The 17,361-nt window shown below is 56.2% G+C and carries 19 protein-coding genes; 11 read left to right on the forward strand and 8 right to left on the reverse strand.

What is annotated here, in order from left to right; translation table 11 throughout:
- Nucleotides 1-162: 162 nt before the first annotated feature.
- On the reverse strand, nt 163-1,545 hold the full coding sequence (locus MRBBS_RS16515; RefSeq protein WP_014872732.1) for a class II fumarate hydratase: 1,383 nt from the start codon (nt 1,543-1,545) through the stop codon (nt 163-165).
- Nucleotides 1,546-1,667: 122 nt separating this feature from the next.
- Nucleotides 1,668-3,074: a WS/DGAT domain-containing protein gene (locus tag MRBBS_RS16520; protein WP_014872733.1), complete on the reverse strand. Its 1,407-nt coding sequence runs from the start codon at nt 3,072-3,074 to the stop codon at nt 1,668-1,670.
- A gap of 231 nt (nt 3,075-3,305) precedes the next feature.
- Here MRBBS_RS16520 and MRBBS_RS16525 point away from each other — a divergent pair, with 231 nt between their 5' ends.
- Entirely contained in the window at nt 3,306-4,226 is a 921-nt protein-coding gene (locus MRBBS_RS16525; protein WP_014872734.1) for an alpha/beta fold hydrolase, read from the forward strand.
- A 94-nt stretch (nt 4,227-4,320) separates the two neighbouring features.
- The gene (locus tag MRBBS_RS16530) at nt 4,321-5,070 is read left to right on the forward strand and encodes an FFLEELY motif protein (protein WP_014872735.1); all 750 of its coding nucleotides are present in this window, start codon (nt 4,321-4,323) and stop codon (nt 5,068-5,070) included.
- A 19-nt stretch (nt 5,071-5,089) separates the two neighbouring features.
- On the opposite strand, the gene MRBBS_RS16535 is transcribed toward MRBBS_RS16530, so the two are convergent.
- Entirely contained in the window at nt 5,090-5,368 is a 279-nt protein-coding gene (locus MRBBS_RS16535; protein ID WP_014872736.1) for a polyhydroxyalkanoic acid system family protein, read from the reverse strand.
- Nucleotides 5,369-5,481: 113 nt separating this feature from the next.
- Here MRBBS_RS16535 and ubiE point away from each other — a divergent pair, with 113 nt between their 5' ends.
- The 9 genes from ubiE to MRBBS_RS16580 all read left to right on the forward strand — a co-directional run bounded on the left by ubiE (nt 5,482) and on the right by MRBBS_RS16580 (nt 11,671).
- Entirely contained in the window at nt 5,482-6,273 is a 792-nt protein-coding gene (gene ubiE / locus MRBBS_RS16540) for a bifunctional demethylmenaquinone methyltransferase/2-methoxy-6-polyprenyl-1,4-benzoquinol methylase UbiE (protein ID WP_014872737.1), read from the forward strand.
- Nucleotides 6,273-6,935, forward strand: coding sequence for an SCP2 domain-containing protein (locus MRBBS_RS16545; protein ID WP_014872738.1), 663 nt, complete (start codon nt 6,273-6,275; stop codon nt 6,933-6,935). The genes ubiE and MRBBS_RS16545 overlap by 1 nt, the downstream gene beginning before the upstream one ends.
- Nucleotides 6,932-8,575, forward strand: a complete 1,644-nt coding sequence (ubiB, locus tag MRBBS_RS16550) for a ubiquinone biosynthesis regulatory protein kinase UbiB (RefSeq protein WP_014872739.1) — start codon at nt 6,932-6,934, stop codon at nt 8,573-8,575. Before MRBBS_RS16545 ends, ubiB begins: the two co-directional genes overlap by 4 nt.
- Before the next feature lie 21 nt (nt 8,576-8,596).
- Nucleotides 8,597-9,040 carry a phosphoribosyl-AMP cyclohydrolase gene (gene hisI / locus MRBBS_RS16555; RefSeq protein WP_014872740.1) on the forward strand — a complete coding sequence of 148 codons (444 nt, stop codon included), beginning with the start codon at nt 8,597-8,599 and terminating at the stop codon, nt 9,038-9,040.
- Complete coding sequence (locus tag MRBBS_RS16560) at nt 9,033-9,362, forward strand: phosphoribosyl-ATP diphosphatase (RefSeq protein WP_014872741.1); 330 nt, start codon at nt 9,033-9,035, stop codon at nt 9,360-9,362. Before hisI ends, MRBBS_RS16560 begins: the two co-directional genes overlap by 8 nt.
- 86 nt (nt 9,363-9,448) lie before the next feature.
- Nucleotides 9,449-9,691 carry a twin-arginine translocase TatA/TatE family subunit gene (gene tatA, locus MRBBS_RS16565; protein ID WP_014872742.1) on the forward strand — a complete coding sequence of 81 codons (243 nt, stop codon included), beginning with the start codon at nt 9,449-9,451 and terminating at the stop codon, nt 9,689-9,691.
- An 11-nt stretch (nt 9,692-9,702) separates the two neighbouring features.
- Nucleotides 9,703-10,170, forward strand: a complete 468-nt coding sequence (tatB, locus tag MRBBS_RS16570) for a Sec-independent protein translocase protein TatB (RefSeq protein WP_014872743.1) — start codon at nt 9,703-9,705, stop codon at nt 10,168-10,170.
- A complete protein-coding gene (gene tatC, locus MRBBS_RS16575; RefSeq protein WP_014872744.1) occupies nt 10,167-10,955 on the forward strand; it encodes a twin-arginine translocase subunit TatC in 789 nt (262 codons plus the stop codon). Before tatB ends, tatC begins: the two co-directional genes overlap by 4 nt.
- Complete coding sequence (locus MRBBS_RS16580; protein ID WP_014872745.1) at nt 10,952-11,671, forward strand: 16S rRNA (uracil(1498)-N(3))-methyltransferase; 720 nt, start codon at nt 10,952-10,954, stop codon at nt 11,669-11,671. Before tatC ends, MRBBS_RS16580 begins: the two co-directional genes overlap by 4 nt.
- Before the next feature lie 14 nt (nt 11,672-11,685).
- On the opposite strand, the gene MRBBS_RS16585 is transcribed toward MRBBS_RS16580, so the two are convergent.
- From MRBBS_RS16585 to MRBBS_RS16605, 5 genes are all read right to left on the reverse strand, one after another.
- Complete coding sequence (locus tag MRBBS_RS16585) at nt 11,686-12,609, reverse strand: DUF808 domain-containing protein (RefSeq protein ID WP_014872746.1); 924 nt, start codon at nt 12,607-12,609, stop codon at nt 11,686-11,688.
- Nucleotides 12,610-12,683: 74 nt separating this feature from the next.
- Complete coding sequence (locus MRBBS_RS16590; RefSeq protein ID WP_014872747.1) at nt 12,684-13,949, reverse strand: FAD-dependent oxidoreductase; 1,266 nt, start codon at nt 13,947-13,949, stop codon at nt 12,684-12,686.
- Nucleotides 13,942-15,228: a 2-octaprenyl-6-methoxyphenyl hydroxylase gene (gene ubiH / locus MRBBS_RS16595; protein WP_014872748.1), complete on the reverse strand. Its 1,287-nt coding sequence runs from the start codon at nt 15,226-15,228 to the stop codon at nt 13,942-13,944. The genes MRBBS_RS16590 and ubiH overlap by 8 nt, the downstream gene beginning before the upstream one ends.
- A gap of 2 nt (nt 15,229-15,230) precedes the next feature.
- Nucleotides 15,231-16,550, reverse strand: coding sequence for a Xaa-Pro aminopeptidase (gene pepP, locus MRBBS_RS16600; RefSeq protein WP_041635356.1), 1,320 nt, complete (start codon nt 16,548-16,550; stop codon nt 15,231-15,233).
- A gap of 97 nt (nt 16,551-16,647) precedes the next feature.
- A complete protein-coding gene (locus MRBBS_RS16605; RefSeq protein ID WP_014872750.1) occupies nt 16,648-17,256 on the reverse strand; it encodes a UPF0149 family protein in 609 nt (202 codons plus the stop codon).
- Nucleotides 17,257-17,361 lie beyond the last annotated feature (105 nt).

Raw genomic sequence — 17,361 nt, forward strand, 5'->3', positions numbered from 1 at the left:
TACTACCTCCACAAATACTTTGGTATGTATAACGATTATTCGTTCAGTCTGATTACGCGGACCACTATTGTCTTGTCTGGAGCATCCCGTCTGAAGTGCCCCGTCTGTTTTTTTCGGACTCTCAGAAGCTCAATAGGTTCACCAATGAGCCAAAATGGACACTCACTGCCCTGCGAGCCCGCCGCGGGTCAGTTTTAACGGGTCCATAAGCTGCTCAAGCCGCTCGCGGCTGAGACCACTGCGCTCTTCGGCTACGTCAATCACTGGGCGGCCACTGGCGTAGGCTTCTTTGGCGATTTCAGACGCCAGGCTGTAACCAATTTCCGGATTCAGCGCCGTCACCAGCACGGGATTACGGCCAACACCTGCATTTAAGTGCTCGGCGTTTACAGTAAAGCCTTTTAGCGCTTTGTTACTCAGCAGACTGCTGGCATTGCTTAGCAGGCCAATCATCTCCAGCAGGTTGGCACCTACCAACGGTAACATCACGTTGAGCTGAAAATTACCAGACTGCCCGGCGTAGGCGATAGAGGCATCAAGCCCCATGATTTGTGCGCCGACCATCGCCACCGATTCGGGGATCACCGGGTTTACTTTGCCCGGCATAATGCTGCTGCCGGGCTGCAGTACCGGGAGGCTAATTTCTGACAACCCGTGAATAGGGCCGCTGTTCATCCAACGTAAGTCGTTGGCAATTTTTGTCAGCACTATGCCAAGCCCACGCAGCTGCGCCGACAGCGCCACCGGCGCATCCACTGCGCTCTGTGCCACAAACTTATGGGTTAATGGCTTGAAGTCAAAGCCGGTATTGGCTTTCAAACAGCGGGTAAACTCGGGCGCAAACTCGCTAACGGCATTAATTCCGGTGCCTACAGCCGTGCCGCCCTGGGGCAACGCCAGGAGCTCATCTGCTGCACGTTCGATACGCGTCTGTGTCGCTTTTAATTGCTCGCGCCAAGTCTGAAGCTCTTGACCCAGGGTCACCGGCATTGCGTCCATCAGGTGGGTTCTGCCGGTTTTTACCTGCTCGCCATACAGGCCTTCGCGTTCGTACAGAACGCCTTGTAAATGGGTCAGCGCCGGCACCAGGTTCTGGTGAATTGCTATCACCGCGCTGATATGGATAGCCGACGGGATGACATCGTTAGAGCTCTGGCTCATATTCACGTGATCGTTGGGATGAACCACCACACCACTGAGCTGGGCCAGTGTCGCGATCACCTCGTTAACATTCATGTTGGTGCTGGTGCCAGAGCCGGTCTGGTAGCGGTCTACCGGAAACTGATCGTAGTAATCACCGGCCAGCAGCTGGTCACAGGCCAGCACAATGGCATCGCGAACCGGGCCATTGAGCAAGGCCAGGCTGGCATTCGCTTCCGCCGCGGCTTTTTTTATCTGCACCACGGCGGCAATGAACGCCGGCGGCATGGGTTGCCCGCTGACGGGGAAGTTTTCGATGGCGCGTTGGGTTTGTGCCCCCCAAAGTGCGTTTTCCGGCACCCTGACTTCGCCAAGGCTGTCGCTTTCTACCCGTTCATTGCTCATGAAACTTCCTTAAAGAAGTGATGGTCTCTGCCGCACACTTGAGGATGTGAGATCCTCGGGCGCCGATCCCGATACTGTAGACACTCAGCAGGTTTTTTGACAATGCGCAACGTTGTGGGGGCTCAATTATCCAGATGGCTGACAAGCGCTTGATTCAAAGCCACCATACAATCGCTCTGAAAGCGCTGCACATCCAGGTTGGCAGAATGGTCGGCAACCACTGTCAGTCGCAGCTGGCCGGCGTAGCGGCAAGCGGTCACGCTTATTCCCGCATCGGCAATTTGCGGACTCCAGGCCACCAGTTCGTCAACCCGACAACCCGCCAAATAGCGAACCACTCCGGCACCGTCGAAACTGGCGAGTGCTGCACTGGGGCGAGCGGCAAAAGGCCATAGTGGCGTCTGTTTTATCATTTCAGGCAAAAAAGCGCTGCAGGCGGTCAGACCCCAGGTTAACAACGGTTGCAGGCTGTCGCGAAGGCGGCGAACCTCCTGTTTTATGCGATACACCCGTTCCACAAAACTGTCACCGTCTATTGGCAGCAACAACCGTTCACTGCCACTGCCATTACCAGGCTCAGACAGCGCTGGCCTTAAACTGGCGGGCAGTTGGGGACGAACATCTACTGGCAGCAACAGGTTAATTTGGGCCTGTTCCAGCGCCTGCGGGCTCAGCCCGAGCTGCGCCCGCAAAGCCGCCGTTAGACAGGCCGCCAGCACGTCGCGGCTGCTAACGCCCAGCGTCTGGGCCGCCGCCTGTAAACTCGCATCGGGAATCGCCGCAGACCAACAGCACTGGCGCTGCCCGGTTAATGGCCGGCTCAGGTTGCTGGGACTGTCGTCTGGCTGGGCCAGGTAACTGCCTAACTGGCCTGCTAGCTCAAGCGCCGTGGCAGCGCTCGACCTAAAAGTGCCCGGCAGCTCCCCAGCGGCGGCGGCCATCTGTACCGCGTCGTTTTCGGGTGGAGGGCCCTCGGCACCAAAAACACGCTCACTCAGCCAATTTTTAGCGCACTGCAGCCAGCGATCGAGGTCTGCCGGGTGCGCTGCACCGTAAAGTACAGGGTGTTGCTGCGGCGACGCGGTGAACAGTTGTTCGAACAGCTGCGCCAACGACGCGCTATCGGCGTAACAATGGTGTATCCGCAGGAGCAATAACCCACCACCTACAGCATTGGGCGCCAACCAGAATTTCCATAATGGCCGGTAAATGGGCAGCGGCTGACTGATAACGGCGTTTATCCAGGGCTGCTGCTGGGGTGCCGTAAAACGGTCGAGCACAATATCCAGATGCTGGCGCACATCAAAATTGGCGCTTTCCTGCCAGCGCCAATAGCCAGCATACGGTTCCGGGCGAAAGTGAAAACGCTCCCAGGCACCCCAGTAAACATGCAAGAATTCTCGCAGGCGAGCAGCTGTCAGCCCCTGAACGCGAAGCAACACGGTGGTAACCAGCGGATTTTCCGGCCGTTCGGCAGCCAGCCAGCCTGCGTCGGCAGGCAACATCAAATGCAAAGCTTGCTGGCTCAAAATCCGCTGCCTTTTGTATAGGATGAGCTAAGTTGCGGTAATCTCGGCGAATCCTGAGACTGAGAGTAGAACGATATTGTGCCAGACATCTACCGGCGCCTCCAGAGCCTGCTTATACCCGGCGCAAGGTAAAAGTGTTGCGCACGGCTTTACCCGCAGGCTTATAATAAGTACAGATTCGAGCCACTGTACTGTCAATGCGGGCGCTCGCTATAACGATCAGGAGAGATTATGCAGGCAAGCCATATTCGAAAACTGATCAAACCTATCGGAAAGGCTTACGCCGAGATGTTTTCGGGCCAGGTATTTTCTATCGGCGAAGGTGCGATTTCTGTGCGCAATCATAGTGGCCCGGCCGAAAACACGGTGGTGTGTATACACGGTTTTATGGAAAACCACTGTTATTTTACCCAAGCCTATAACGCCCCCACCACCGAACTAATCCTGATCACCTGCAGCAATTACCATGTGCCGGTTAGCGGCATTATGCCGCAGACGCCCGACTGGGCGGTCGACATCAAGCATTTGGCCGGCACCATCGAATACGATGCCTGCATACTCAACCAGGCCATGCGCAATCTTATAGGCAGCAACAATGTGCGCATTCACGGTCACTCCCGCGGTGCCGCGGTAGCACTAGAAGCTGTTCGCCAATGGCCAGAGCTTTACCACGACATAGAGCTGGTACTGGAAGCCCCGATACTACCCCAGGGCCGCGCTCACCCGCTGATGCTAGCATTACTGGAACCACTCAGCCCCAGCATGTGGCCGTGGGTTGTCCGCCTGCTGAACAGCACGTCCAATTCGGCTTACAATCAGACATTTTTTGGCAAAATGAACCGGCGCAAGAAAGAACTGCTCAGCAAGCTGTTCCACGCCACCAAAGATCACCTGACCATTGTGCGCAATATCGACAATCTGCTAGCCTGGATGGAGCGCACCGACACCAGCGTTTACCAGCACATTACACGCGGCATTGTGCTGATTCCAGCCACTGACCGGGTGCTCGACCGCAACGCCATGCTAGCCAGTGCCCGCCAGGGTGGCGAAAACTTGAAGATTGTGGAAACCACGGCGCCCAGCCACTTTATTATTCTGGACGACAAAAAATGGATACCGGATTTAACACAGGTTGCGACTGCTGACGCCTGATGTCTCCAGTCACTATTGATGACACTTCAGCACACGTCACGCTACTCGGTTACAATGCCGCCCCCCGACTCAACCGCCCAGCCGGAGCCTTTTCATGTATCGCCAGCGCCTGGTTGAAACCGCCGTTCACAGCGATAACGCTCGTCAGTTGCAGTATTGGCTGCTGGCATATCATGATTTTCGTCAGGGCAACAGCCATAACCCACTGCAACAGCAAAGCGCTCAGGTGGCCAGCTGGCAGGCCGCTCGGCTAAAACAGACTCACCAAGATTTATACCAGACCCCGGGCTATCACGAGGGGCTGGAGTTTTTGCTGACGGATTTGTACGCGCCCGCAGGAATGAGCCATCGCGACGACAATATCGATCGGGTTTTTCCAAAAATGGTGAAGTGGCTGCCAGACCACCAGTTACGAACCCTGGCCAGACTGGTGGAGCTCAACCTGCTGACCCAGCAATTGGACCATAATCTGGCCAGCGCACTGCACAGCCATCAGATGAGTGCCGAGGCGCTGGCAGTAGAGGACTACTGTCGGGCCTACCGTTACGCCAATGACCAACACCAGCGACTGCGCCAGATTGAACTGATCGCCGATGTGGGCCATCGCCTTGACCGCTACGTGCGCAACCGAACACTGGGCTGGCTGCTGTCGATGGGCCGCGGACCGGCGGAGATGGCCAAACTGCAGGATCTGCACAGTTTTCTGCACCGCGGTTACAGCGCGTTTCGGTGTATGGCTGACGTCGGCACACTCATTGACCGGCTAGTGCTGCGTGAACAGCACATTATGGACAACATACTGGCTGGTCAATCGCAGCCATTTGAGCTACCCGCCTCGCTTTGATGCGGGCCGCTTTACGGCTTCAAACGCGGATAATCTGATCTAGCTGGGATTCGATTTCCTGTGCAATCCGGCCCTTCATCGGCCGCAACATAAGCCCTAGCTCCAAGTAAACGTGCAAGTCGCCGTGATTAATCGTGAGCTGGCCTTGCACTCCGCTGCGCTTGATTTTCATAACATCGCCTTCCCAAGCGTAAGTCACAGCAAAACGGCTAGACAGATCGGCAGCCAAGGTCTCAGCCGCTTCACGTGCGTGCTGTTTGTCCAGGGTATGAGTGCGGTGAATATCAATAATGGACATAAATCAGTTTTCTCTCGCGAAATGATAGGTTTTACAGTGTAAGGCGGTATTAAACTTGTAGCCAACCCCGCAGGCGTTAGAATACGGGATTCAGATTCTGACAGGACAGTTCCATGAGCGATCAGCAAACGCCAGCCAGCGCCGCAACACCGGGCAGCCCGCAAGACGACGTCACCCATTTCGGTTTTCGCGATGTGCCAAAAAGCCAGAAAGCCGGCCAGGTAGCCGAGGTTTTTCACAGCGTTGCCGGCAAATACGACCTCATGAACGATTTGATGTCGATGGGTGTTCATCGCCTGTGGAAACGATTTACGATTGAGCTCTCTGGCGTGCGCCCGGGGCACCAGGTGCTGGACATTGCAGGCGGTACCGGTGACCTGGCCATGAAGTTTTCGGATTTGGTCGGGCCCAGCGGCAAAGTAGTATTGGCTGACATCAACGCCTCCATGTTGAAAGTCGGTCGCAGCCGCCTGACAGACCGCGGCTACGCCGGCAACATTGAATACGTGCAGGCCGATGCTGAACACTTGCCATTTCCGGACAACAGTTTTAATGCCGTATCCATCGCCTTTGGTCTGCGCAACGTGACCGACAAAGACCAAGCTCTGAGGGACATGGCTCGGGTACTAAAACCTGGTGGCAAACTGATGATACTGGAGTTTTCCAAGCCCACTAACGCGCTGCTAAGCAAGGCCTATGACACCTACTCATTCACCGCTTTACCGTTTATGGGCAAGTTGATTGCCGGCGACAGCGAGAGCTACAAATACCTGGCGGAATCCATCCGTATGCATCCAGACCAGGACACCCTTAAAGCGATGATGGGGACCGCCGGCTTCGCCAACTGCAAATACCACAATATGACCGGTGGCATTGTGGCCCTGCACGTGGGAATAAAACCCTGATGTTCCCTGGCCCTACCCTGCTTAGCGCTGCCAGCGCCATTGTTGAAACGGCGTTGAACCAAGCCCTGGAGTTTGACCCGGCCGGCCGCAAAGCGTTGCTGGCAGCGCTGACTGCCCCGGTACAGTTTGACCTGACGACACCCATCGCATTAACCCTTACCCTGACCCAAGGCGCCAAAGGCGTGTTGGTGGGCAGCCAGCCGGCCACTCAGCCCGGGCTGGTGATTGGCGGGCCGGCTCTGGCGTTTTATACCATGGCCAGCGGCGACACAAGCGCCATTCAAGACGGCCGTTTGAGCATCAGCGGGGACACCGCTCTAGCACACCAGTTTCAGCGTGCTATTGAACAATTGAATCCGGATTGGGAGGCGGCCATGGCTCGCCATCTGGGCGATGTGCCCGCACATTTTCTGGCCAAACGCTTACGCAATGGCGCGAAGTGGAGCCGTGATGCGCGACACAGCATGGCCAGCAATCTGGAAGAATACCTGCACGAAGAAACCGGCGCCTTACCCGGCCGCCGCGAGCTTGAGGCCAGCTTTCAGGATATAGACGCCCTAAGCCTTCGGGTTGAGCGCCTGGCCGCCCGCGTGGCGTTCCTGCCCCAGAGCCAGCCGCCCTCTCTCCCGTCTGAATCGTCTGAAAAACAGGAGAATTCGTGAGCCGTCTGCAACGCCTGTTTCGAATATTTTGGGTATTCTGCCGCTACCGACTGGATATTTTTCTGCCCCTGGCCGAGCTGCCGCCAGTGCTGAAAGTCTTTTTCATACTGGCCCCCTGGCATCTGTTTCCACAACCCAAACTGGACCGCGGTGACCGTTTGCGCATTGCCCTGGAAGAGCTGGGGCCGGTGTTTGTCAAATTCGGCCAGATACTGTCCACCCGGCGCGACTTGCTGCCGGACGACATGGCCGACTCGTTGAAAACCTTGCAAGACAAAGTGCCACCGTTTCCAAGCGATAGCGCCCGTGAAATTATAGAGCGCGCGCTGGGCGCCCCTGTCACCGAGCTGTTTGCCGAATTCAGCGCAGACCCCATGGCGTCTGCATCGGTGGCTCAGGTGCACGCAGCCACGCTGAAAAACGGCCAGAAAGTGGTGGTGAAAGTACTGCGTCCGGGCATTGAAAAAACCATCCGTCAAGACCTCAGCCTAATGTACCTGATGGCCGGCCTGCTTGAAAAATACTGGGCAGAAGGCAAACGCCTGCACCCGTTGGAAGTGGTGGCTGACTACGACTCCACCATTCATGACGAGCTTGACCTGCAACGTGAAGCCGCCAACGCTAGCCAGCTGCGGCGTAACTTCGACAACTCGCCGTTGATCTACATTCCCTTTATCGACTGGGAATTCACCCGCAAGCAGGTGCTGGTCATGGAGCGTATTCACGGCGTGCCCATTGCGGACGTTGCTACGCTGAACGCCGCCGGCGTGAATATGAAAGTGCTGGCCGAAAAAGGCGTGGAAATCTTTTTCACCCAAGTGTTTCGCGACAGTTTTTTTCACGCCGACATGCACCCCGGCAACATTTTTGTGGATATCTCCAACCCTGCTGACCCCCAGTACATCGCCATTGATTTTGGCATTGTCGGCACTCTGTCCCCAGACGACCAAAGCTATCTGGCCCGCAACCTGTTAGCGTTTTTTCGCCGCGATTACCGCCAGGTGGCGCAGTTACACATTCAAAGCGGATGGGTGCCACCGGAAACCCGGGTTAACGAATTTGAAGCGGCTATTCGCACCGTGTGCGAACCGATTTTTGAGCGCCCACTGAAAGAAATTTCTTTTGGCCATTTTCTGCTGCGCCTGTTTCAGACTGCCCGCCGCTTCAACATGGAAGTGCAGCCTCAGCTGGTGCTGCTGCAAAAAACCCTGCTGAATGTTGAGGGTCTTGGCCGCCAGCTCTATCCGGATCTGGACCTGTGGAGCACTGCGCAACCCTACCTGGAACAATGGATGCGCAAGCGTATTGGGCCATCCGGCTTTTTGAAAACCCTACAAACCCACTTTCCGGCTTGGCTGGAACAGTCTCCGGAAATGCCGCAGCTGATTCACGACGCCTTATTGCAGCTACGAGGCGCGGGCTCCACCGAACAGCAAAACCGCAACACTCTGGCGCTATTGAAGGAACAGCAGTTGCGCAGCGAACGGCGTTGGCGCCGGGGTTTTGTAGTGGCGTTGCTAGCCGCAGCTGCGGTTGCCGCCAGCCATCCACCCAGCCAACAATGGCTCAGCGGTTTGCCGGTGTGGAGCTGGATATTGTTTATTGCCGCTGGCGCGCTGGTATTGCGCGGCAGCCGTTAACCCGCTTTCAGGACTGAACTCATGGAGCAAACACCTGCCACTGAATACCAGCCAGCCTGGCTTGACGTTATCCGCTGGACAGCAGACGGCCTGATACCCGCCATCGCTCAAGATGCCGACAGCGGCGACATACTGATGATGGCTTGGATGAACGCCGAATCGCTGCAGCTTACCGTTGCCGAAGGCCAGGCCGTGTATTGGTCACGGTCCCGCGGTAAACTCTGGCGCAAGGGCGAAAGTTCGGGCCATCAGCAGGTTATAAAAGACATCCGCCTGGATTGCGACGCTGATGTAATTTTGCTAAAAGTCGAACAAAAAGGCGGAATTGCCTGTCACACTGGTAGGCGAAGTTGCTTTTACCAATCACTGCAACACGGCCAATGGCAAAGCGTAGAGCCGGTACTGAAAGACCCGAGCGCCATTTACAACACAGCACAAAGTGCCAAGGAGCCCAACAGTGAGTGACGTATTGCAACAACTGGCGCAGGTGCTGGAAGCCCGCAAGAACGCCGATCCTGATAGCTCTTATGTGGCAAGCTTGCACGCTAAAGGGTTGAACAAAATTTTGGAAAAGGTTGGCGAGGAGTGCACTGAGACCCTGCTGGCAGCCAAAGACGCCGAGCGCAGCGGAAACACCGACGAGCTGATTGCCGAAACCGCCGACTTGTGGTTTCACACCTTGGTTATGCTGTCACGTCTGGGTGCCGGGCCGGAAGACATTACTCGCGAACTGGCACGGCGATTCGATCTGTCGGGCCTGGAAGAAAAAGCATCGCGCCCGAAGTAGGGGTATCTACCTCATAAGAGGTTTTTTACACTGTCGCCAGTGGAGTACAATGTTGGTCACTGAAAACATTAGAGCGAGGATTCACCATGGGCATCAGTATTTGGCAACTTCTTATTGTACTCGGCATTGTTATTTTACTGTTTGGGACTAAAAAACTGCGCAATATCGGCACCGATCTTGGCGGCGCCATTCGTGGTTTTAAAAAGTCCATGACCGATGACGATGGTAAAACCGACACCTCCAATTCAGATAATCTGGAGGAGAAAGACAGTGCACAGTTTCAGCAGTCCGCTGCGGATGACAAAACCCGGGATAAAACCCAAAGCTGAGAGCCTGCTGAATGTTTGATATCGGCTTTCTTGAGCTACTGATCTGCGGCGTTATTGCTTTGCTGGTGCTAGGGCCCGAGCGCTTGCCTTCGGCTGCGCGCGCTGCCGGGCGCTGGGTAGGGTCTGCGCGACGTATGATGAGCCAATTCACCTCGGAGCTTGACCGTGAGCTAAAGGCCGAAGACTTGCGCCAAGAGCTGCGCAAAGCAGGTGATGTTGGCCTAAAAGATGTTCAAAAAACCGTCCGTGATGCCCTGGATGAAGCAAAAAAATACGAAGACATGGTCAAACCGGTGCAGAACCAGCTGGATCAGGCCAACCAAAAAGTATCGTCTGCGCTGTCTGAGCGGTGGAACGAAAATGGAACATCCTCTATCGCAAAACCCGCCGATAGCTCGCTGGAAAAAGTCCCAGAAAGCCCGGTCGACCTTAACAAACCTTCCCCCAGTTCTGGGGATGCTTTGGATACGCGTTCATGACAGAACAGACCGGGGCCGCTAACCACGTGCCCGACCAGCCTGAAATGCCGCTGATTGAACATCTACTGGAATTGCGTAACCGCCTGCTGAAAATGGTGCTAGCAGTGGTGGTGTGCTTCGCCTTTATTTACCCGTTTGCCAACGAACTTTACCTTTGGTTGTCTGAACCTATCCGCAGCCTTCTGCCGGTGGGCCAGAGCATGATTGCCACCGATGTTACCTCGCCATTTTTTGCCCCTCTAAAGCTGGCCCTGGTGCTTGCAGTGTTTGCCGCCATCCCGGTTATTTTGTACCAGCTTTGGAGCTTTATCGCCCCGGGCCTGTACGCCCATGAGAAAAAAATAGCCTTCCCACTGCTTTTCTCGTCCGTGCTGCTGTTCTATCTGGGCGCTGCTTTTGCCTATTACGTGGTGTTTCCACTGGTTTTCGGCTTCTTTACCTCGGTTGGCCCTGAGGGCATTGTGGAGCTGCCAGACATCACCAGCTATCTGAATTTCGTGTTGAAAATGTTTTTTGCCTTTGGCGTGGCGTTCGAGATTCCCATTGCCACCATTCTGCTGATTATTACCGGCATCACCACGCCGGATGACCTGGCTGCCAAGCGCCCCTATGTGGTCGTTGGTTGCTTTATTATCGGCATGCTGCTGACCCCGCCGGACATTATCTCGCAAACCTTGCTGGCGCTGCCCATGTGGATTTTATTTGAGCTTGGCATTCTGTTCGGCCGCCTGATGAAGCGCAAAGTTGCGGTTGCCGACGAGGCCAAAAAGCCCGGCAGCGAATGAATCTGGCTCTGTTGTTCACCGCGGATTTCATTTCAGCCGATACTGTACGCCTGAGCGATCGCCGCCTTGAGCACCTGCGCACCATTCGTAAAATTGCGGTTGGTGACAGCGTGCCGGTGGGCCGGGTGAACGGCAACATCGGTGTAGGCCGGGTTACCGATCTGACCGAACACTACGCCGAACTTCAGGTCAGCCTTGACCAAGCACCGCCAAAACCTCTGCCACTGACACTGATGCTGGCCATGCCGCGGCCAAAAATGTTCCGCCGCACTCTGCAAACCTGCGCCACTCTGGGCGTGAAAGACCTGTGGCTGATCAACAGCTACAAAGTGGAAAAAAGCTTCTGGCAGACCCCATGGCTGCAAGAGCCTGCGCTGCATGACAATCTGGTGCTGGGTCTGGAGCAGGCTCGCGACACGTTGATGCCCAAGGTACACATTCGCAAACTGTTCAAGCCCTTTGTGGAAGACGAGCTACCGGCGCTTCTGGCCGGCAAACGGGCACTGGTGGCGCACCCTGGCAGTGCGCAACCCTGCCCTGCACACCTGCAAGGCCCGGCCGCCCTTTGTGTTGGCCCCGAAGGTGGCTTCACCGATTACGAAGTGGATAAATTGCAGCAGGCAGGGTGCCAGGCTGTACATCTGGGCCAACGCATACTGCGGGTAGAAACTGCGGTACCGGTGCTGGTCAGCCGGTTGTTTGACGGCTGCGTATAAGCTTGCCCTGACCCTCAGTCTTGCTGAGCTTCCGGCTTTTTAAATCGCTTTAGCAGAGGCGTCAGCACCGCTACTAGCAGCAACCCTGCGATCAGCCCGAACACACCGTTGGCCATTATGGGAGCTACTGCTCCGGCCATGTCTCCCAGCCCCTCGGCAAAACTCTCAATACCGTGACCGATGGCGGAAAAACCATGGGTAAGAATACCCCCGCCCACCAAAAACATAGCAATGGTGCCCAGTACCGACAGGGTTTTCATCATATAGGGCGCAAACCACAAAATACCGTGGCCCAGTCTTTGCGCAAGGGCGCTGTCTTTTTTCGTCAGGTACAGGCCGCCATCGTCCAGTTTTACAATACCCGCCACCAGGCCATAAACACACACCGTAATCATCAACGCCACCACTGAAAGCACGGCAAACTGCATCCCGATAGGTTGTTGAGTCACTGTGCCGAGGGTAATCGCAATAATTTCTGCCGACAGAATAAAGTCCGTGCGGATCGCGCCTTTAATTTTGTCTTTTTCGACCTGCTTCAAGTCGACTTGCGGATTTTTCAGCGCTTCTTTTAAATTTTTCTTGTGCTGGTCGTGTTCGGCTTTGTGCAAAAACCGGTGCACCAGCTTTTCTGCACCCTCGTAACACAAAAAAGCGCCACCGAGCATCAGCAAGGGGGTTACCAGCCAAGGCGCAAAAAAGCTGACAGCCACCGCCGCAGGCACCAGAATCGCTTTGTTCAGCAGCGACCCCTTCGCAACTGCCCACACCACCGGCAGCTCCCGCGAAGGCTTTACACCGCTAACCTGTTGCGCGTTCAACGCGAGGTCATCCCCCAGCACCCCGGCGGTTTTCTTGGTGGCAGCCTTAGTCATCAACGATATATCGTCAAGTATGGTGGCAATGTCGTCGATTAATAAGAACAGGCTGCTTCCGGCCATCGGTACTTCCCTGAAATATAAAAACGCCATTCTGACGCTCGAACGAAACGGCTACAATGGCTGCTTACGAAGGTTTAATTCGTATCCTTTAAACCCATCGCCTCAGCGGCCAAGCGGTTTTTCAGGGGCGCCATCTGGTTCAGCCAGTTCATGCCCTGATTGCGAAGCCAGCGCAATGGCAGTTCGTCGCGGCCAAACAGCTGCTTCAAACCTTCCATGGCGGCCATCATGGTAAAATTTTCCACTTTCCGGCGGCGCTGGTAACGTCCCAGCACCAGAGCATCACCGGGGCTCAGGCCAAGCTTGCGGGCACGCGCCAGCTCTTCCAGCAACACCGCTACATCGCCATAACCCAGATTGGCCCCCTGGCCCGCAAGCGGATGAATACTGTGCGCAGCATCACCTACTAATGCGAAGCCCGGTGCTGTGTAATCCATGGCGTGGCGCTGGCGCAAAGGAAACGCAAAGCGACGGGAAATCGCTTCAATCGAATCCGCCGGCAGCTCTATGGCACGCGCCAGTTCGGCGCTGAAAGCGACGTCATCCAGCGCCATCAGGCGCCGGGCTTCAAGAGTGTCTTGGGACCACACAATCGAACAAAAATGTTCGTCGCCGTTGTCAGCCTGCAACGGCAGAAATGCCAGCGGGCCAGTGCGGGAGAAACTTTGCCGCGCGGTGTACTGGTGCATCTGTTTGCTGCGCACCGTGGCCACAATGGCCTGTTGATCATAATCCCATTCGCGGGTAGGCAAGCCAACTAGCTGACGCAACCGTGATTGCGCGCCGTCTGCGGCTACCACCAATCGCGCCCGCAGGTGCTGGCCATCTTCCAGGCAAATACCAGGTGCATTTCCACCCTCTCCATCCGGCCCGTTCGCCAGCCAGCCAGCAACCTTGGCGCCACTAAAAATAGTCGCTGGGGTGGTTTCCAAAGCATTAAACAGGGCCCGCACAATATGGCGATTTTCGACAATCGTGCCCAGCGCTTCGGCGCGCATCTCTGCGGCGTCGAATTCGATGCGCCCAGTGCCTTCGGCGTCCCACACGGTCATCATTTGGTAAGGACAGTGGCGGCCTGCTGCCACTTCTGCCCAAGCACCAAGCCCTTCCAACAACCGCTGACTGGCCATGGAAATGGCGCTCACACGGGGTTCGAAATCATCAACACCGGTCGCTGGCTGCGCAGCGGCCTGCAACTTCGCCACCGGGCTGGACTCAACCAGAACAACTTGCCAACCCTGTTGCGCCAACCCCAAAGCCAGGGCCGACCCCACCATACCGCCACCAACAATCATAATGTCCGCCACGGCGGGCGTTTTTGAGCTGTGCGCTTCAGTCATGGTTCAACGCCTTGCTATTATCAAAGCCGGGGCGCTGAATGCGGGCTTTGCGACCGCCCAGGCCCATGGCGTTTCCAGCGAACCAGCGTTTTGCTGCGGGCAGTAAGTCTAACCCCATTAAACCGGCATTTCTGGCCGCCGTGAGCGGTGGCAACGGCGAGCCAAAAATCTGAATCAGGGAGTCGGAAAAACCAACGGTTTGCACGCGGTCGCTCTGGTGTAATTGCTGGTAACGTTGCAATACCGCAAGCTCGCCGGGGTTGCGGTATTGCTCACTGGCCAGGCGGAATTGCTCCACCAGCGTCATCAATCCGCGCAGGGCCAGATTAAAACCCTGGCCCGCCACCGGGTGCAAACTGTGGGCGGCGTTGCCCACTAAGGCAACGCCCGGACGCACCGGATTGTCTACCAGCGCCAGCGCCAGCGGGTAGTGATTGCACTCGCCAATGCGGTTGAAGCGCCCCAGGCGCCAGCCAAATCGTTGCTGTAAACGCGTGCATTTGTCGGCGTCTGGCATGGCCAACACCTCTTTCAACTCGGAGTCCGATAAGGTCCACACCAGCGCCGACTGATGGCTCGCGCGTTTTGGCGAACCATGGGGTAGCAATGCCATAGGACCGCTGTCGGTGAAGCGCTCGTATGCAGAAAACTGATGACTGTCGGCGGTGGTTACGTTGGCAATCAACGCATTCTGGCCGTAGGGCTGGTGACGAACCTGAAACCCCAGGCGCTCACGCAAATCGGAGCGGCCGCCGTCAGCGACCACCAGGCAGCGCGCGCTCAGCTCCCTTGTTTCACCTGCGGTGGTTACCGTCACGCGCACATTGTCACCGTGGCAAGTCATGTCAGTCACTTCCGCCGGCGCCAACCATTGCACCTGCGTTTTTAACAGCTCACGCACCAAACACAAGCCCATCCAGCGGTTATCCACGACGTAGCCCAAGGCATCCTGGCGGTATTCTGCGGCGTGCAGACGGGCAGCGCCAAAATGACCGCGGTCTGATACGTGAATGTGACGTATCGGGGCGGCGTGCTGGGCCAATGCAGGCCACAAACCAAGCTGCTCATAAATCATCTTGGAGCCCCAGGCCAAGGCGGTGGAACGCGCATCATAGCTGGGCTGGTAGCTGCTTGGTTCAGCGTTGCTGGCGAGGGGAAAAGTCTCCGCCACGGTGACACGCAGTTGTGGCACCATGCGCGCCAGCGCCAAAGCCAAGGTCGCGCCGGCTAAACCTCCGCCGGCAATCAGGACATCGGTATCCGTATCGTTTGCCGTCACGCTCAGCCCGCCATTAATGCTTCAATTTCGTCGATTGTTTTTGGCACGCCTTTAGTCAGCACGCGGCAGCCGTCTTTGGTGACAACCACGTCGTCTTCGATACGAATGCCAATTCCGCGCCAGCGCTCATCCACGTCGGTGTTACTCGGTGACACGTACAGCCCGGGCTCCACCGTCATAACCATGCCCGGCTCCAGCTGGCGCCAGGCACCACCCACCTTGTAGTCACCTACATCGTGCACATCCAACCCTAACCAATGGCCGGTGCGGTGCATGAAAAATGGTTTAAACGTTTCATTGGCGATGGCATCATCCAATGGCCCAGCAATCAGGCCCAAATCAATCAGGCCCTGGGTAAGCACATTCAGCGCCGCTTCGTGGGGCTGGTTCCAGTGATTGCCCGGGCGCACAGCATCAATCGCGGCAAACTGGGCATTCAACACCACGTTGTAAAGCGCCTTTTGAGGCTCACTGAAATGGCCGCTCACCGGAAACGTGCGAGTAATGTCCGAGGCGTAGCATTCCAGTTCACAGCCGGCGTCGATCAACACCAGATCGCCGTTGTTCAGGGGCTCGCTGTTTTCGATGTAATGCAGAATACAGCCGTTCACGCCGCCACCCACAATAGATGGATACGCCGTCTCGCGGGTGCCGTGCTGGCGGAACGTATGAATCAGTTCGGCTTCCAGATGGTATTCACCCAGCCCCTCGCGAGCGAGTTTCATGGCGTTGCAGTGGGCCTGAGCCGAGATTTCACCGGCCTTGGCCATCACTTTGATTTCATTCGCACTTTTGTAAAGACGCAAATCGTGCAGAAGATGCTCTACCGCCGCAAATTCGCCGGGGGGGCGAGCGCCGGTGCGCACCTTGCTGCGAATCACTTTTACCCAGTCCATAACACGGGTGTCAAAACCACGGTCTTTGCCCAGCGGGTAATAAATGCGGCTGCGGCCCTCAATCAGGCCCGGCAGGATGTCGTCGATGTCACCAATCGGGAACGCATCGTCTACGCCGTAACGCTCAACGGCGCCTTCCTGGCCCACTAAAAAGCCGTCCCACTGTTCTTTCAAAGGGTCGCGCTCTTTGCAGAACAACACCGATTCGCCATGAGCGCGCCCGGGAATCAACACCAGCACCGAATCAGGCTCACCAAAGCCGGTTAAATAATGAAAATCGCTGTCTTGGCGAAACGGGTGCAAAACGTCGCGATTTCGCACACGTTCTGGCGCCGAAGGCAGAATGGCAATGCTTTCCAGCGCCATGTGGTCCATCAGCTTGCGGCGGCGCTCAGCAAATTCCTTTACAGGTATCATCGACGTCATACAGTCTCCAACCATTAAAATATTCAGGGCCAAGACGGTCCATTTTTCTCATGAGTTCTGGTACACACTCGTAAGCTTCAGTGAGTCTTGATGAGGCCTAATGAAGAGTAGGGGGCGTCTTGGCCGGTTGTTCCGGCTCATTAAACTCGGTAAACACGGCCAGCGCACCCAATCTGACATACTCGGTAATTTCTACCAGCTGCTGATCGTTTTCTTCGCTCGCGTCTTCTTCGTCAGACAGTTGGCTGATGGCGACCATGTCTTCCATCAGCTCGCGGATTTCCTCCGGCGCCTCGCCCAGCGACTCACCTGCCGCCAGTGCCATGCCCGCCAGGAAGCCGCGCACCCACGAAATTAACGATTCCAGCCTTTGCTCAAGCACATAATCATCATCTGGAAGCAGGGGCTGGAAACTCATATCCATACTGCTCAGCTGTGCCAGGGCCTGCTGGTAAATACCCGCGGCGAACACCCTAAGCTCAGGCGACTCTTCCAACGCTGTCGAAGCCAGCCCGATATGTTCGCACACCACGGCGGCACACTCGTCTTCTTGCATACGCCCACCAGCGGCGAAACGACCACACAGAACACCGTGTAACTCAGACGGGTGGCTGAACGCTTTGTGCGCCAGAAACACATTGGCCCAGCGTTCGAATTCCGCAGAAATCTCGATATTTGGAGCAGCGGAAGCATCGGATAAAGACATGGAAAAACCCTAATAGGTGAATAATAAAGATTGCCATTATCCTAGCATTGCAGCGTCTGCATGGCACTTTCTGTTGCCTTAGAGCACATTTTGTTGCTTTTTCAT

The sequence above is a fragment of the Marinobacter sp. BSs20148 genome (assembly GCF_000283275.1).
GTDB classification, from domain to species: Bacteria; Pseudomonadota; Gammaproteobacteria; order Pseudomonadales; family Oleiphilaceae; genus Marinobacter; species Marinobacter psychrophilus.

Coding starts and splice junctions, on each gene's coding strand:
- MRBBS_RS16515 (WP_014872732.1), bottom strand. CDS start 1,545: ATGAGCAATGAACGGGTAGAAAGCGACAGCCTTGGCGAAGTCAGGGTG.
- MRBBS_RS16525 (WP_014872734.1), top strand. CDS start 3,306: ATGCAGGCAAGCCATATTCGAAAACTGATCAAACCTATCGGAAAGGCT.
- MRBBS_RS16530 (WP_014872735.1), top strand. CDS start 4,321: ATGTATCGCCAGCGCCTGGTTGAAACCGCCGTTCACAGCGATAACGCT.
- MRBBS_RS16535 (WP_014872736.1), bottom strand. CDS start 5,368: ATGTCCATTATTGATATTCACCGCACTCATACCCTGGACAAACAGCAC.
- ubiE (WP_014872737.1), top strand. CDS start 5,482: ATGAGCGATCAGCAAACGCCAGCCAGCGCCGCAACACCGGGCAGCCCG.
- MRBBS_RS16545 (WP_014872738.1), top strand. CDS start 6,273: ATGTTCCCTGGCCCTACCCTGCTTAGCGCTGCCAGCGCCATTGTTGAA.
- hisI (WP_014872740.1), top strand. CDS start 8,597: ATGGAGCAAACACCTGCCACTGAATACCAGCCAGCCTGGCTTGACGTT.
- tatA (WP_014872742.1), top strand. CDS start 9,449: ATGGGCATCAGTATTTGGCAACTTCTTATTGTACTCGGCATTGTTATT.
- tatB (WP_014872743.1), top strand. CDS start 9,703: ATGTTTGATATCGGCTTTCTTGAGCTACTGATCTGCGGCGTTATTGCT.
- tatC (WP_014872744.1), top strand. CDS start 10,167: ATGACAGAACAGACCGGGGCCGCTAACCACGTGCCCGACCAGCCTGAA.
- MRBBS_RS16580 (WP_014872745.1), top strand. CDS start 10,952: ATGAATCTGGCTCTGTTGTTCACCGCGGATTTCATTTCAGCCGATACT.
- MRBBS_RS16585 (WP_014872746.1), bottom strand. CDS start 12,609: ATGGCCGGAAGCAGCCTGTTCTTATTAATCGACGACATTGCCACCATA.
- MRBBS_RS16590 (WP_014872747.1), bottom strand. CDS start 13,949: ATGACTGAAGCGCACAGCTCAAAAACGCCCGCCGTGGCGGACATTATG.
- pepP (WP_041635356.1), bottom strand. CDS start 16,550: ATGACGTCGATGATACCTGTAAAGGAATTTGCTGAGCGCCGCCGCAAG.
- MRBBS_RS16605 (WP_014872750.1), bottom strand. CDS start 17,256: ATGTCTTTATCCGATGCTTCCGCTGCTCCAAATATCGAGATTTCTGCG.